General features: G+C 60.0%; 15 protein-coding genes. 7 read left to right on the plus strand and 8 right to left on the minus strand.

Features of this window, described 5'->3' with window-relative positions; translation table 11 throughout:
* Positions 1-34: 34 nt before the first annotated feature.
* From QM647_RS11330 to QM647_RS11360, 7 genes are all read right to left on the minus strand, one after another.
* Positions 35-1,051, minus strand: a complete 1,017-nt coding sequence (locus tag QM647_RS11330) for a sulfate ABC transporter substrate-binding protein (protein WP_414995620.1) — start codon at positions 1,049-1,051, stop codon at positions 35-37.
* Positions 1,052-1,174: 123 nt separating this feature from the next.
* Positions 1,175-2,224: a sulfate ABC transporter substrate-binding protein gene (locus tag QM647_RS11335; RefSeq protein WP_414995621.1), complete on the minus strand. Its 1,050-nt coding sequence runs from the start codon at positions 2,222-2,224 to the stop codon at positions 1,175-1,177.
* Between the two features lie 96 nt (positions 2,225-2,320).
* Positions 2,321-3,715 (minus strand): OprO/OprP family phosphate-selective porin, encoded by a 1,395-nt coding sequence (locus tag QM647_RS11340; RefSeq protein ID WP_414995622.1) that lies wholly within the window; start codon positions 3,713-3,715, stop codon positions 2,321-2,323.
* Between the two features lie 91 nt (positions 3,716-3,806).
* Complete coding sequence (locus QM647_RS11345) at positions 3,807-4,028, minus strand: YezD family protein (RefSeq protein ID WP_414995623.1); 222 nt, start codon at positions 4,026-4,028, stop codon at positions 3,807-3,809.
* A 50-nt stretch (positions 4,029-4,078) separates the two neighbouring features.
* The gene (locus tag QM647_RS11350) at positions 4,079-4,498 is read right to left on the minus strand and encodes an RrF2 family transcriptional regulator (RefSeq protein WP_414995624.1); all 420 of its coding nucleotides are present in this window, start codon (positions 4,496-4,498) and stop codon (positions 4,079-4,081) included.
* Positions 4,499-4,623: 125 nt separating this feature from the next.
* Entirely contained in the window at positions 4,624-5,124 is a 501-nt protein-coding gene (locus QM647_RS11355; RefSeq protein ID WP_414995625.1) for a type II toxin-antitoxin system VapC family toxin, read from the minus strand.
* A gap of 3 nt (positions 5,125-5,127) precedes the next feature.
* Positions 5,128-5,382 (minus strand): type II toxin-antitoxin system Phd/YefM family antitoxin, encoded by a 255-nt coding sequence (locus QM647_RS11360; RefSeq protein WP_414995626.1) that lies wholly within the window; start codon positions 5,380-5,382, stop codon positions 5,128-5,130.
* Positions 5,383-5,606: 224 nt separating this feature from the next.
* Between QM647_RS11360 and QM647_RS11365 the strand changes: the two genes are divergently transcribed.
* The 6 genes from QM647_RS11365 to QM647_RS11390 all read left to right on the plus strand — a co-directional run bounded on the left by QM647_RS11365 (position 5,607) and on the right by QM647_RS11390 (position 13,449).
* Positions 5,607-7,001 carry a cation:proton antiporter gene (locus tag QM647_RS11365; RefSeq protein WP_414995627.1) on the plus strand — a complete coding sequence of 465 codons (1,395 nt, stop codon included), beginning with the start codon at positions 5,607-5,609 and terminating at the stop codon, positions 6,999-7,001.
* Positions 7,002-7,241: 240 nt separating this feature from the next.
* Entirely contained in the window at positions 7,242-8,621 is a 1,380-nt protein-coding gene (locus QM647_RS11370) for a cation:proton antiporter (protein ID WP_414995740.1), read from the plus strand.
* A 155-nt stretch (positions 8,622-8,776) separates the two neighbouring features.
* On the plus strand, positions 8,777-9,436 hold the full coding sequence (locus QM647_RS11375; protein ID WP_414995628.1) for a hypothetical protein: 660 nt from the start codon (positions 8,777-8,779) through the stop codon (positions 9,434-9,436).
* Complete coding sequence (locus QM647_RS11380) at positions 9,433-10,518, plus strand: glycosyltransferase family 4 protein (protein ID WP_414995629.1); 1,086 nt, start codon at positions 9,433-9,435, stop codon at positions 10,516-10,518. The genes QM647_RS11375 and QM647_RS11380 overlap by 4 nt, the downstream gene beginning before the upstream one ends.
* Positions 10,519-10,528: 10 nt before the next feature.
* Positions 10,529-11,419 carry a pirin family protein gene (locus QM647_RS11385; protein WP_414995630.1) on the plus strand — a complete coding sequence of 297 codons (891 nt, stop codon included), beginning with the start codon at positions 10,529-10,531 and terminating at the stop codon, positions 11,417-11,419.
* Between the two features lie 125 nt (positions 11,420-11,544).
* Complete coding sequence (locus QM647_RS11390; RefSeq protein ID WP_414995631.1) at positions 11,545-13,449, plus strand: M61 family metallopeptidase; 1,905 nt, start codon at positions 11,545-11,547, stop codon at positions 13,447-13,449.
* 30 nt (positions 13,450-13,479) lie between these two features.
* On the opposite strand, the gene QM647_RS11395 is transcribed toward QM647_RS11390, so the two are convergent.
* The gene (locus tag QM647_RS11395; protein WP_414995632.1) at positions 13,480-14,118 is read right to left on the minus strand and encodes a TMEM175 family protein; all 639 of its coding nucleotides are present in this window, start codon (positions 14,116-14,118) and stop codon (positions 13,480-13,482) included.
* Positions 14,119-14,246: 128 nt separating this feature from the next.
* On the opposite strand from QM647_RS11395, the gene QM647_RS11400 reads away from it, so the two are divergent.
* Entirely contained in the window at positions 14,247-15,167 is a 921-nt protein-coding gene (locus QM647_RS11400; protein WP_414995633.1) for an alpha/beta hydrolase, read from the plus strand.
* The last annotated feature ends 4 nt before the right edge of the window (positions 15,168-15,171 follow it).

The raw sequence follows: 15,171 nt of genomic DNA on the forward strand, positions 1-15,171 counted from the left end.
ATCGCGGTCTCGTGACCTGGATTTGCCGGGTGTGTTACCTCTTACTGATCTGGTCGAAGACGCCGCCGTAATTGAAATGAATGGCCTGGACCTTCTTCCAGCCGCCGAAATCGCGGATGGTGACCAGATTGACCTTGGTGAACTGGCCGGCGTATTTCGCTGCGGCTGTCGGATCGCTCGGGCGGTAGAAGTTGCGGCCGATGATATCCTGCCCTTCGGCGCTGTAGAGATAGGTCAGGTACTCTTTAGCGACGGCCAGCGTGCCGTGCTTCAGGGCGTTCTTGTCGACCACCGCCACCGAAGGCTCAGCCAATATGGAGACCGAGGGGACGACGATCTCGAACTTGCCCTTGCCGAGCTTGGCCTGGGTCAGCAAAGCCTCGTTTTCCCAGGCGATCAGCACATCGCCGATGCCGCGCTCGACGAAGGTGGTGGTGGAGCCGCGCGCGCCGGTATCGAGCACCTTGACGTTGTCATAGACCTTCTTGATGAAGTCGCGCGCCTTAGCGTCGTCATTGTTGCTGACCTTCAGCGCCCAGGCATAGGCGGCGAGGTAGTTCCAGCGCGCACCGCCGCCGGTCTTCGGATTCGGCGTGATGACGCCGATGCCGGGGCGGGCGAGATCGCCCCAGTCGCGGATGTTCTTCGGATTGCCCTTGCGGACCAGCAGGACGATGGTCGAGGTATAGGGCGACGAATTGCGCGGCAGGCGGCCCTGCCAGTTGGCGGGAAGCAGGCCGGACTTGGCGGAGATCTGATCGATATCGTCCGACAGAGCCAGGGTCACGACATCGGCGGGGCTGCCTTCGATGACGGATCGCGCTTGGGCGCCGGAGCCACCGTGACTCTGGCGGATGGTGACGACCTGACCGGTCTTGGCCTTCCAGTATTTGGCGAAGGCCGTGTTATATTCGGTATAAAGCTCGCGCGTCGGATCGTAGGAGACGTTGAGCAACTCCAGCGGCTTGGGCGCAGCGAAGGCGCTTTTCGCGCCAGTCGCCAGCAGGGCGGCCCCGGCCACGGCTGTGGTCAGAAATGAGCGTCTTTGCATGGAATAGTCCTGAAAACGCCCGTCAGTGCGCAAGAGCCTTGCCGCCGGACAGGCTGGATAGGGAGGAAGGGGCATCGCCGTTAGGCGCCGGCGATGCCCCTGAAACCGGTGCTTGAGACCGATTTACTTCTTGGTGATCTGGTCGAACACGCCGCCGTAATCGAACTGTTCCTTCTGGACCTTTGCCCAGCCGCCGAAGTCCTTTATGGTGACCAGGGGCAGGTTGGGGAAGCTCGAGGCATACTTGGCCAGGATCTTCGGATTGGTCGGGCGGTAATAGTTCTGGGCGATGATTTCCTGGGCTTCGTCGCTGTAGAGGTAGCTCAGATATTCCTTCGCGGCGGCCAGGTTGCCGTTCTTGTTGGCGGTCTTGTCAACCACAGCGACCGGCGGTTCGGCCAGGATCGAGATCGACGGATAGACGATGTCGAACTTGCCCTTGCCGAGCGAATTGGTCGCCAGATAGGCCTCGTTCTCCCAGGCGATCAGCACGTCGCCGACACCCCGTTCGACGAAGGTAACGGTCGAGCCGCGGGCGCCGGTATCGAGCACCGGCACGCGGTTGAACAGGTTCTTGAGGAATTCCTTGGCCAGGGCGTCGGTGCCCCAGCGCTTCTTGGCATAGGCATAGGCCGCCAGATAGTTCCAGCGCGCGCCGCCCGAGGTCTTCGGGTTCGGGGTAACGACCGAAACGTCGAGGCGGATCAGGTCGTCCCAGTCCTTGATCTTCTTGGGATTGCCCTTGCGGACCAGCAGGACGATGGTTGAAGCATAGGGTGTCGAGTTGTTCGGGAAACGGCTCTGCCAGTTGGGCGGCAGCAAGCCGGCCTTCTGCGAGATCGAGTCGATATCGGCGGCCAGGGCCAGGGTCACGACGTCGGCCGGGCTGCCGTCGATGACGGAGCGCGCCTGGGCGCCGGAGCCGCCATGGCTTTGGCGGATGGTGATGTCCTCACCGGTCTTGGCCTTCCAGTGCTGGGCGAAAAGGGCGTTATAGGCGACATACAGTTCGCGGGTCGGGTCGTAGGAGACGTTAAGCAGTTCGCGCGTCTTGGCGGCGGCCGGGCCGGCGATTGCCAGGGCACCGGTTGTCAGCGCGCCGGAGGCCAGCAGGCTGGCGCCGCCGAGCAGGCCACTCAGGAAGGTTCTGCGTTGCGGATTCTTGAAAGACATTTCTGAAGTTCCTTCTATGGGCGCTGGCCGAATTCCCATCCGGCCAGACTGCCTCAATTTATGTAAAAAAGCGATCAGCGGCTTTTGGATGAGCGCTTAGTAGCGGAACTGGATGCGGCCCGAAGTGAATTCTTCCTTGCGACGGTCGGCACCGCCGGCGGCGCCCCCTTCGAACTTGGTCGAGTCATAATCGGCCAGCAATTTCAGGTTTTCACTCCAGTACCAGCCGATACCGAAGCCGGTCGAGGTCGCCTTCTGGGCCGATGAGGCCAGGGAGGCGAAGCCGCCTGTAAAGGCGTCCTGATCGATTTCGGTATAGCCATAGCGCGCGGTCAGTTCGAAGGCGCCCCAGGTGCCGTTCTTCAGGCTGAAGTCCTTGTTCGGCTTGACGCCGCCCTTGAAGCCGACGTTCTCACCGGTGAGCACCCAGGAAGCCGAGACGTCAAGCGCCTTGTTTTCCAGCTCGGCCGAGGCGGTGGACGAGGCGACATCCTGCTTCACTGTCACGTAGTCGGCCAGGATGCCGAAGTTGTTGAGGTAGAACCAGGCCTGTGGGTTGGAACGGGTTTCCTTGCCGTTCGAATAGACGCCGGTGGCATACTTGAAGAAGGTCTGTTGGCCGGGGGTCTTGTAGCTGCCGAGTTGGGTGTCGGTCGTGTTGCCGAGGTGCTTGCCGTCCGAACCGGCATAGCCGATACCGAAACCCTGCAGGGCCACGATGCTGGTATTGGCGAAGGGCTGGGCGAAGACGCGGTAGACGACGTCCTTCTGGTTATCGAGATCGTTGTTCAGGTTGACGCCGTCCGTGGCGCCGTTGAACAGGCCGACCTGATATTCCACGGCGTTGTCGAACAGGTTGCCGAAGACCTGGTAGCCGACATCACGGTTCGGCACGAGGTTGGTCGAGTGGCCGCGCTCGGTCCAGATGACGTCGGCGTCGGCCTGCAGGCGCTCAAGGCCGAGCGGCGACTTGAACTTACCGCCGCGGAACTGCACGGCGTCGGAGAACTTGTACTCGACATAGGCGTCAACGATGGACGCGGCCGCCGAAGAGGAGCCACCCAGTTCCGGCGTGATCTTGAAGGAGGCATTGCCGGCCTTACCGCTGAAAGTCGGGCGGATCAGGCGGTCGACGACTTCATCCCGCAGGCTGCCGTCGTCATTGCTGAAGCTGTGAACGTCGACATTGACCTGGGCATTGATGCCGAAGCTGTATTTACCGTCGGCCGAGGTGAAGGTCAGGCCTTTCTTGTCGAGCGTGGCGGTCGGGGTCTTGGCGGCGGCGGCCGTGGCGATTTCCTGATCCAGTTCGCGCTGGCGCTTCAGGGTGTCCAGTTCCTGCTCGAGGCGGGCAATGCGCTCGTCCTGAGTCAGGGTGCTGGTGTCGGTCGAGCCGGCGGCCGGTGCGTCTTGAGCAAAGGCCAGGGCCGGGGTGAGGGTGAGCGCTGCGGCGATCGCGCCGAGGCTGACGGTCAGGTGAGAGATTTTCATAGGGATGATTCCGTGTGGGTGCGTCACTGTCGATGTGTTCGCTAGTGAAAATATGATTTTTATTAGTAGTTTGTGCGCATTACTTCAGGTGTCAGGAGAGGCTTTCGTTGAGGGCCTTCCCCTTGGCGTCGAAGCGCAGCTTTTCGCTGCGTTCGATTTGCACGACCCGGGAGTCGTGGATGACGATTTCCAGCGAGCCGAAGCGGATCTGCTGGAGGCTGGTCAATATCTGGCGTTCGATCTCGGTGAGATTGGACGCGGTAAAGGATTGGTTGGATTCTGGGCGCACGGGGGCGCTGGACGGTACACTCATGGTGGTCCTCGTCTGGAAAAACGGATTTAGGGAAGAAGGTGTTGGATGCCTTACAGCGCGGGGTCGGTAACCAGATCCTGCAAACATCGATGGTCGAGCACGCCGGACATGGCGTTGCGGACATCGAGCATCAGATGACGCAGTCGGCAGGCCGCTTCATCGCGACAGTCTTCGCACTTCTGGTAAGCTGTCAGGCTGGCGCAGCGGATGGGCGCCAGCGGGCCGTCGATGATGCGGATGATGTCCCCCAGAAAGATGTCACTGGCGCTTTTGGCCAGGAAATAGCCCCCGAAGATGCCGCGCTTCGAATCGACAATGCCGTTCTGGCGCAGTTCCTGAAGAATATTGTCGAGGAATTTCTGCGGAATGTCCGCTGCCTCGGCGATCTGTTTGCTGGGCAACATGGGTTTGTCCATTTGTGCCATGTGTATGAGCGCTTTCAGAGCGTATTTGGCTTTCATGGATAGCATGTGTTGCCTCTCCGTCGCGCCGGTTTAAAATCTACACTCAATGAGTATGTTTTAAACAAAAGCGCGTCAATGGTGTTTAAAGCGTATTATTCTAATGTAGATTGTTTAGCGGCGCTAAACCAGTCTTATCTCAGGAAAAGACTTTTCAGCCACTGCGAACCGCTGCGCGCCACCTGCTGCCAATCGGCATCTTCCGCGTCTTCCGCTTCCGGCGTGTAGCCCCAGGGGGTGAATACCTTGGTGCGCAGGGCCTTGAATGGATTGGGGTTTCGCGTCACCAGCACCAGGCCGTGCACCTGGGCGGTGGCGGCCAGCAGGGCATCGCGTTCGTTTTTGACGTCGGCCAGGGTCGCGCGCTTTTTCACCACGCCGGCATCGACCGGCAGGATACGGCCATCGAAGGCGCTCATGACCTGTTCGTCTAGCCAGGTGCGCAAGGGGGCGGCCTGGGCGCGGTCCCGGCGCTCGGCGCGTGCCACGCCGTTCTCCAGTTCCAGCAGTGTTAGGGCCGACATGTAGAGATTCTGCCGGGCGATGCCGGAGGCCCAGCGCATGACGCCTTCGTCACAGCCGCCGGTCCGGGCCTTGCGCAACTCGCCGATCACCGGCGTATCGAGAAGATACATGACCTAGGCTCCGAGATCCGCTGTCCGGTCCCAGGCGGGTGTGGAGAGCGGCGATTCCAGCTCGCCGGTCTCGGCCGGCGGCATGGCCAAAAGGTCGATTATGCTTTCGGTCTGACCGCTGATCTGGCGGTAGGCTTCGAAACTGATCAGCACGTGCGAGGGGCGGCCGCGGTCGGTGATGAAGACCGGCCCCTGGCGCGCCAGCCGTTTGGCCTTGCCAACATCCTGATTGAAATCGCGACTGCTGATGGTAGCCATGTCCGCCTCTGAATTTTCGCAACAAAGGTGCGATTTTTCGAATTTTGTAGGCACGTTACTACAATATGGCCTTTTGGCAACATAAATTTATGTAATAAAATAAATGCCTTATATGAGTTTCGGTTGCGATTTTTCTGTTTGCCGAAGCCGGTGCCACGTGCTGACATCCCGATATTAAAGCGCCGTCACAAAAGAGGCGCAGGGACGCGCAGGGGTAGAACCATATGATTACAGACTTTTTGCAGACGGGTATAGCGGCCGATGTGATGAAGAGCGTGGCCGATACAATCGGCGGTCTTCTGGCGCCGCATGGAACCGCAGGACCTGACGGCATCAGGGCCATGACGCCCGGTGACTTCAGCCTGCACCTGTTCCTGCAACTGGTCATTATTCTGGGGCTGTGCCGCATCACCGGCTGGCTTGGGCGAAAGTTCCTGGGGCAGCCCCAGGTCATCGGGGAAGTCATCGCCGGGGTTATTATCGGGCCTTCGCTGCTGGGACATTTCTTCCCGGGCATCATGGCCGAACTGTTCCCGAAGGAGACCAAGAATATCCTCTATGCCGGCGGACAGCTCGGCATCGGGCTTTACATGTTCATGGTCGGCACTAGCTTTCGCGCCGACCATTTCCTGTCACGCGGGCGCAGCGCCTTCGCGGTTTCCCTGACGGGAATCGCGGCGCCTTTCCTGGCGGCCATCCTGATCACGCCCTTCCTACTGAAGGTGCCGGGTCTTTTCGCCAACGGGCTGCCAACCTTTCAGGCGACCCTGTTCTTCGGTGCCTGCATTGCTCTGACCGCCTTCCCCGTGCTGGCGCGTATCATTCACGAGCGTGGCCTGAACAATTCCATGCTGGGCACCTTGACCCTGGCGGCGGGCGCTTTCGATGACGCAGTGTCGTGGTGCGTGCTCGCCGTCGTGCTGGCCATGTTCGGCGCCGGTGCCGGCGTGGCCGTCATCGCCATCTGTGGTGGCCTGGCCTATACACTGTTCATGCTGTTCTTCGGCCGCAAGCTGTTGGCCCCGTTCGGGCGGGCGGTCGAACGGAAGGGGGAGATGAGTTACACCGTCATGGGCATCACCCTGATCCTGTTCTGCCTGTCGGCCTTCTTTACCGACGCGATCGGCATTCACTCGATCTTCGGTGGCTTCATCCTGGGCACAGCCATGCCGCGCGGAAAGTTCGTCGAGGAACTGAAGAAGAAGGTCGAGCCTTTCGCCGTGGTCATGCTGTTGCCGATGTTCTTCACCTATTCGGGCCTCAATACCCGCATGGATATGGTCAATACGGTCGAGCTGCTGCTGATCGCTGGCGGCGTCCTGCTGGTATCGATCCTGACTAAGCTGGTGGCCTGCTATGCCGCCGCACGCCTGGCCGGAGAAGACAACCGCACGGCGCTCGGCATCGGTGCGTTGATGAATGCCCGCGGCCTGATGGAGCTGATCATCATCAATATCGGCCTGCAGAAGGGCATTATCGGGCCGCCTCTGTTTTCGATCCTGGTGCTGATGACCATTGTCACGACCGCGATGGCGACGCCCCTGTTCGAACGGGTCTATGGCCGCAAGGCCCGCGAAATCGGCGAACTGGAGGCTGTGCCGGATAACGCCACCAGTTGAATTCGCAAGAGTTAGGTGTGTTCGAGTTCCCTCCCTTTGCGAAGTGGGAGACTCGTTGTTCTGATTAATTTGTAGTTATGTTGCTACAATGTGATGAAAAAGCAACAGCAATTTTCTCAATAAATTAAATAACTTAAAACGTCATTTTTAATTTGACCAATTCTCAAAATCTGTAACCCCTAGGATGGCCGACAGGCTCAAAAAATCTCAAACAACGCTTCCGGGGAATTCAGAGTGAACATTATTGACCTGGCGCCAGCGGACCTGCTGCAGGGCGCCATACACGAAATCAGCAATATCCTGTCGCCGCATGGCGCGGTGGGGCCGGACGGCGTCACCAAGGCCTATGCGCCGGGTGACTTTTCCATCCACTTCTTCCTGCAACTGGCCGTAATCATCGTCACCTGCCGTGTGGTCGGCTGGCTTGGCCAGAAGCTGCTCGGCCAGCCTCAGGTCGTTGGCGAAATGGTCGCCGGTGTGATCCTTGGGCCATCCTTGTTCGGCCTGCTGTTTCCCGAAATCCAGGGCGCCATCTTCCCCAAGGAAATTAAGAGCGTGCTCTATACAGGCGCCCAGTTCGGCGTCGGGCTCTACATGTTCCTGGTCGGCACCACCTTCCGCGGCGATCACTTCGTCCAGAAGGGCAAGAGCGCTATGTTCGTCTCTCTGGCGGGCATTACCGCGCCCTTCCTGCTGGCCATTCTGCTGACGCCGTGGCTGCTGACCGTGCCGGGCCTCTTCGCCGCAGGTATCTCACGCTTCAACGCCACTCTGTTCATGGGCGCTTGCATCGCCCTGACCGCCTTCCCGATGTTGGCGCGCATCATCAATGAACGCGGTCTCGCCAATTCGGCCCTCGGCACCCTGTCCCTGACGGCCGGGGCCTTTGATGACGCCGTGTCCTGGTGCGTGCTGGCCATCGTGCTGGCCACCTTCGGCGGCGGCCCTGGCGTGGCGGTGGTGGCCATTGGCGGCGGTCTGCTGTTTGCCCTGTTCGTGATCTTTGTCGGCCGCAAGCTGCTGGCGCCGCTCGGTCGCATGGTCGAAGCCAAGGGCGAGATGAGCCATGCCGTCCTGGCCATTGTCATGATCTGCTTCTTCCTGGCGGCCTTCATCATGGACGCCGTCGGTATCCACGCCATCTTCGGCGGCTTTATCCTGGGCACCGCCATGCCGCGCGGCAAGCTGTGCGAGGAACTGAAGAAGAAGGTCGAGCCGTTCGCCGTGATCGTGCTGTTGCCGATGTTCTTTACCTATTCGGGCCTGAACACCCGCATGGACATGGTCAGCTCACTGCCCATGTTGCTGGTGGCCGGCGCCATCCTGCTCGCTTCGGTGCTGGCCAAGTTCGCGGCCTGCTGGGGCGCGGCACGACTGAGCGGCGAAGACAACCGCACGGCGCTCGGCATCGGTGCCCTGATGAACTCGCGTGGCCTGATGGAGCTGATTATCATCAATATCGGCCTGCAGAAGGGCATTATCGGCCTGCCGCTCTTCGCCATGCTGGTCATGATGGCCATCGTCACCACGGTCATGGCGTCGCCGGTGTTTGAACTGGTCTACGGTCGCAAGGCCCGTGAAAGCGGTGAATTGGGGGCTGTGCCTGAGACATCAAGCTGACATTGATTCGCCTGAAACGCGTTTTAAATTCTGACCAATACGCCTTTGCCCCTGTTTCCCTTGGAAACAGGGGCTTTATTTGGTTAATGACAATGTTGTGACGAAAAATGGATAGCCGCCACCTGGCAGCTTGCCAATCGTCCATGGAGTGTTTGATGCTTAAGACCTGGAAAATAGCCGTTTTGGTTCTTGGTTCCGTTATGACGGCCGTGCCGGCGCTTGCCGGCGTAAGCCTGATGCAGGACAAGCCGGCCGCTATCCAATACGATCCAAAAAGCGGTTTTCCGGATCATAATGGCGCCTTTTCCGCCATGGTGATCGTTATTCCCCAATCGCAACTGCCCGAGTTCGACAAGACCGATGGCAGCAACCGCCATGTCACGCGTGTGGCGCGCGCCCAGGTGGGGGCGAAAATGGCGGTCAAGCTGGTCTTTACCGGCCTGGCCCGTGACGTGGCCGGCAATGGCGATGTGACCTATGACTTGAAGGTCACTGGGCCTGACGGTCTGGTTTACGGCACCAGTGATTACAGTCATCTCGTTGCCATGCACGGGCCCTTGGGCGATACCAAACACGTTTTCGACAACCGCACCAAGGTGGTGCTGATGTCCTTCGATCCGCAGGACAAGCCCGGCATTTACACGATCAAGGCCGTGGCGCGCGATGAGGTGGCGCATCTTGAGGTGCCGCTGACCACGACGATCGAACTGCTTGCACCGGCTGCACCTGTCGCGCCTGCCGCCGCTGCGGCTACGACCGCACCGGAAACGACAGTGCCCGCGAAGAAGAAAAGCCGCAGGAAAGCGCGGAAATGATTCTGTTTGTCACCCAGACCTTTCTACCAGAGACGGGTGGCATACCGGCCCTGATGACCGGACTGGTCCAGGCCCTGACAGTACATGGTCACCCGGCTGAGGTTTTCTGCCGGGCCAGCCGCTTGCATGTTGTGAAAGCGTTTGACGCCTCGCGCCGCTATCCGGTGCATCGTTTCGGCGGGGTTAAATTCTGGCGACGCTGGCAGACAGGAAAGGCTGTGGCGGCGCGCATCCGCCAGGGTGGGGTGACGACCGTGGTGGCCGATAACTGGCGAGTGCTGGCGGAACTGCCAGCAGCGGCGCTGAAATCGGTCAATGTGATATGCCTGGCGCACGGCAATGAATATGCCGGCAAACGCACGCAAGGCATAGCGCATGCCCTGAGACGGGCGAACCTGATCGTGGCCAATTCCGACTTTACCGCCGATCTGGTACTGCCTTTTTCGGGGCAAATCCCGATTGAGGTGGTTCTGCCGGGCGTAACGCCGCCGCCGGGCGCGCGTCCGGCCACGGTAAGCCGTGTAACAAGCCAGCGCCTGTTGTGCATGGCACGGCTGGAACCGCGCAAGGGACTGGATCAGGTCATAGGCGCCCTGGCGGCGCTGAAGCCCGTTTATCCGCGCCTGGCGCTCGATATTGTCGGGCACGGCGAGGACCTGGGGCGACTCACAGAACTTTCGGTATCGCTCGGGGTGAAAAATCGTGTGCATTTTCACGGCACGGTTTCCGACAGCGCCCGTACGGAACTGATCCGCCAGGCGCGGCTATTTGTCATGCCGAACCGCGAAGGGGAGGGCGTCGATGGTTTCCCGACAGCCTTTCTGGAGGCGGCCGCCTTTGGCGTACCTGGTGTTGCGGGGGCAGCCGGCGGGTCCGCCGATGCCGTGCTGGCGGACGAGACGGGGTTGATAATCGACGGTGAGGACATTGATGCCTTGACCGATGCCCTGCGGCGTCTGCTAAATGACGATGGACTGTACCGCCGGCTGGGCGAGGCAGCGCAGGCGCGATTCTGGTCTGACTTCGCCTGGAGCGAAGCGGTCAGTCGCTATGAGGCGGCGTTCGGCCTGACAACTGACTAGGAGACAAGAGATGAGCGAAGCCCTTTCCGAAACCGTGAGCCTGATCATCCCGGCGCGGGAAAAGGATTTGGGGGGCTTCAAGGTGCGGCGTGTGCTGCCCTTCGCCAAACATCGCATGGTCGGGCCGTGGATCTTCTTCGACCATATGGGGCCGGCCGATTTCGCACCGGGCATCGGCATCAATGTGCGGCCGCATCCGCATATAAACCTGGCGACCGTCACCTATCTGTTCGCCGGTAATATCCTGCACCGCGATTCGCTGGGCACGCGCTCGGTGATCAAGCCGGGCGATATCAACCTGATGGTGGCGGGGAAGGGGATTACCCACTCCGAGCGCGAGGAAGAGTCTGCGCAGGCCAGGGCACGTCATCTTGACGGCTTGCAACTGTGGCTGGCCCTGCCGGAAGCCGACGAGGAAATCGATCCGGCCTTTTATCATTACGATGCCGATGACATTCCCGGCATCACCGAAGACGGCCTGTCCGTACGTGTCATGATGGGGGAAGCCTTCGGCCTGACTTCGCCGGTGAAGACCTATGCCCAGACCTTCTATGCCGAGTTCCGGCTCGCTGCGGGCAAAAAAGTGGACGCGCCGCTGACCGCCGAGGAACGCGCCGTCTATGCCTGTAACGGTGCCCTGGAGATCGATGGCCAGAGGCTTGAAGCTTATGAGATGGCGGTTCTTGCGCCGGGCGCGGCCGTGACCATCACCGCGCTGGAAGACGCTCACTTCGTTATGATCGGCGGTGAGCCCCTGACCGAACGCCATATCTACTGGAACTTCGTGTCGTCACGGCCGGAGCGTATCGAACAGGCCAAGGCCGACTGGCAGGCCCAGGACGGCATCGCCTTTCCGAAAGTGCCGGGCGATGAGTTGGAGTTTATTCCGCTGCCGGAATAAATTGCGCCTGATATCTTTACAAATGTAACCGGCTGCGCTTGGTTAGTCCTCCTCCGGGGTATTTCAGCGTCAGTCAGGGTTTCATGAAAAAATACGGTTTGAGTTTGGTCAGTGCGGTTGCACTGATGTCCGCAGTTTTGGCTCCGGCCGCGTTTTCACAGGATATGGCGCCGCCGGCCGTGCCCGTCGAGCAGCCGCAGAATATCCCTTACCCCGGCACCTTGCAGGTCACGGTGGATGCCACCGACCTCGATCACCGGATTTTCCAGGTCAACGAAACCGTGCCGGTCGTGAAAAGCGGCGACATGGTGCTGATGCTGCCGAAATGGCTCCCGGGCCACCATTCGCCGGGCACCGAACTCAGCCGGGTCGCCGATATCATCGTCACCGCCAATGGCCAGCGCATCAACTGGCTGCGTGACCAACTCGACATGAACGCCTTCCACATCACCGTGCCGGAAGGCGCCAAGACGGTTGAGGTGGCGTTCAAATACCTGGCGCCGGTGACTTCGGCCGCCGGCCGCATCACCATGACGGCCGATATGGTCGATCTGCAATGGAACTTCGCCTCCATGTATCCGGCCGGCTATTACGCCAAGCAGATTCCGGTGCAGGCCACGATCAAGGTACCGGCGGGCTTTGGCTATGCCACCGGACTGGAAACCGACAGCAAATCGGGCGACACCATCGTCTTCAAGACGACCGATTACGACACCCTGGTCGACTCGCCGGTCTATGCCGGGCGCTATTTCAAGACCTGGGATCTCACCCCGGCCGGTTCCGATGCGCCGGTGCGCCTGAACATCATGGCCGACGCGCCGGATATGCTCAATGCCCCCGATGATGTCATTGCCGTCCACAAGAAGCTGATTGAACAGGCCTATAAGCTGTACGGTGCACACCATTATAATCATTACGATTTCCTGGTTGCCGCGTCTGATACGATCGGCGGCATCGGACTGGAACATCACCGTTCGTCCGAGAACAGTGTGTCGGAGAAGTACCTGACCGACTGGAAGACCGCCTTCGTCGGTCGCGACCTGCTGGCGCATGAATATACCCACTCATGGAACGGCAAGTTCCGCCGTGGCGCCGATCTCTGGACGCCGAACTTCCAGGTGCCGATGCGCGACTCGCTGCTCTGGGTCTATGAAGGCCAGACGCAGTACTGGGGCTATATGCTGGCCGGTCGGTCCGGTTTGCTGAACAAGGAGCAGGACCTTGGCGCCCTGGCCATGATCTTCGCGTCTTACGACAATCTGCCGGGCCGCAAGTGGCGTCCGCTGATCGACACCACCAATGATCCGATCATCTCGTCGCGCAGCCCGCAGAACTGGACCTCGATGCAGCGCTCCGAGGACTACTATAACGAAGGCCTGATGATCTGGCTCGATGCCGATACCCTGATCCGTGAGAAGACCAATGGCAAGAAGTCGCTCGATGATTTCGCCAAGGCCTTCTTCGGTATCAAGAACGGCGACTGGGGCGAGACAACCTACACCTTCGACGATGTGGTCAAGACGCTGAACAGTGTCTACGCCTATGACTGGGACAGCTTCCTGAAAGCGCGCGTCTATGGCTACGGCCAGAACGGCGATGGCGCCGCGCCGACCGATGGCATCACCCGGGGCGGTTACAAGCTGGTCTATCAGGAAACCCCGACCGACTATTTCAAATCACTGGAATCCCTGCGGAAATATTCCAATCTGAACTATTCGATCGGCTTTTCGGTCAACGGCAAGGACAATACCATCATGTCCGAACTGTGGGATAGCCCCGCCTTCAAGGCCGGGCTGACGCCGGGTATGACCCTAGTTGCGGTCAACGGTAAGGCCTTCGATATGGATCTGCTCAAGGCGGCCATCACCACGGCGAAGACCGGCAGCGAACCGATCGAGTTGATCGTCAAGTCGGATGACAACTATAAAACGGTCAAGATCGATTATCACGGTGGCCTGCGTTATCCGGCCCTGCAACGGATCGAGGGCAAGCCGGCCTTGCTTGATGATATTCTGGCAGAAAAGAAATAAAGAAAAGGCGGGCCTCACAGCCCGCCTTTTTTATGTCTCGTCCGTCTTTGTCGCCTTGAACGGCTCCAGATGCAGCCGGTTGGTGACGAAGAAGGCAATGAAGATAAAGCCGATGGAAGGCAGAATGCCGAAGCGGATACCGACCCACAGCGCGCCGGCGGCAATGATTACGGGCGTCAGACTCAGGCGGAACAGGCCGTAGATCTTGAAGCCGGTGGTCAGGCGCGGATCGGTCAGTTTGCCGATAAAGGCGATGTAGAACCACAGAAGGCCGGCCGCCAATGCCGCTGCGGCCATCTCGCCAATATACATCTGCAATACCACGGGGGGCATGCCGTGTTCGCTGGCCATGGCGTTGACAAAGGGCATGACGCTGATCAGGCAGAGGAAAACGAGGTTGAGCAGGGCGGCGATTTCATCAAATTTCTGCGTGAAGCGGAAGATGAAGCGATGCGCCATCCAGAACAGGCCGAGCGAGAAGAAGCTGACGACATAGAAGATCAGCTTGGCGAGGATGGGCGTCAACAGGCCGACCCAGGTGCCGTCCCAGTGTTCCGGCGGGCGCAGTTCGATAACCAGCAGGGTAATGGCGATGGCGAAGACGCCGTCTGAAAAGAAGATCAGCCGTTCCAGGTCGTAGTTCTTTTCCGGTGTATCGTGATTTTTCATGGCAGCCCCGTCAGATGAAACGGTAAAATCAGCCTAGTCAGGGGCGGCTGTCAAGTCGGAGGCGTTCGTTCATCCCGCAGTCAGGTTTGCGGGTTTATCTAGGAAACGCCCATCCGTGGAGGTATGCCATGACCCGTCTGCGCCTGATTGCCGTCTTCACCTGTATCGCGACCGTGGCCGTCGTCGCCCTGCCGGTCGAGGCCCAGCGGCTTCGCCAGCGCATTATCGAGCGGATAAAGGAAAAATCCGCCGACACACCGCCGCCAGATGCCGGCCAGTTGGTAGCCGGTGCGACCCGTCAATCCGCCGCCTATGGGGCCGATCCGGCGCAGACCATGGAAATCTATCTGCCGCCGCATCCTGATCACGCACCGGTCATCGTTATGGTGCATGGCGGCGGCTGGCGCATCGGCGACAAGAACATGGCCGGGGTGGTGGAGAACAAGATCAGGTACTGGCTGCCGAAAGGCTATGTTTTCGTCAGTATTGATTACCGCATGCTGCCGGAAGCTGGTGTCGACGTGCAGGCACGGGATGTGGCTTCGGCCATTGCTTATGTCCAGGGACATGCCGGTACATGGGGCGGTGACGCAAGCAGACTGATCCTGATGGGCCATTCCGCCGGCGCGCATCTGGTGGCGCTGCTGTCAGCCGATCCGTCTCGCGTGCGCAGCGCTGGTGGTCATAACTGGTCCGGCACGGTGGTGCTGGACAGCGCCGCCTATGATGTAGCTTCGGTCATGAACCGCAAGCATCCGCAACTTTATGACGACGCCTTCGGCACCGATCCGGCCTATTGGACGAGCGTGTCGCCGGCACAGCATATCGCGCCGGACGCGGTGCCGATGATGCTGGTCTGTGCACTGAAACGCCCGGATGATTCCTGCGGTCAGAGCCGTGATTTCGCCGCGCGCCTGAAAAACGCGGGTCAGGTCGCGCCGGTGGTGGAGGAAAACCTGAAGCATGGCGAGGTCAATTCGCAACTCGGTCTGCCGGGTGAATATACGGATAAGGTCGATGGCTTTATGACGGCGCATCTTGGCAGGTGAAGGG

It is taken from the genome of Asticcacaulis sp., from assembly GCF_047605585.1.
Classification (GTDB): Bacteria; Pseudomonadota; Alphaproteobacteria; order Caulobacterales; family Caulobacteraceae; genus Asticcacaulis.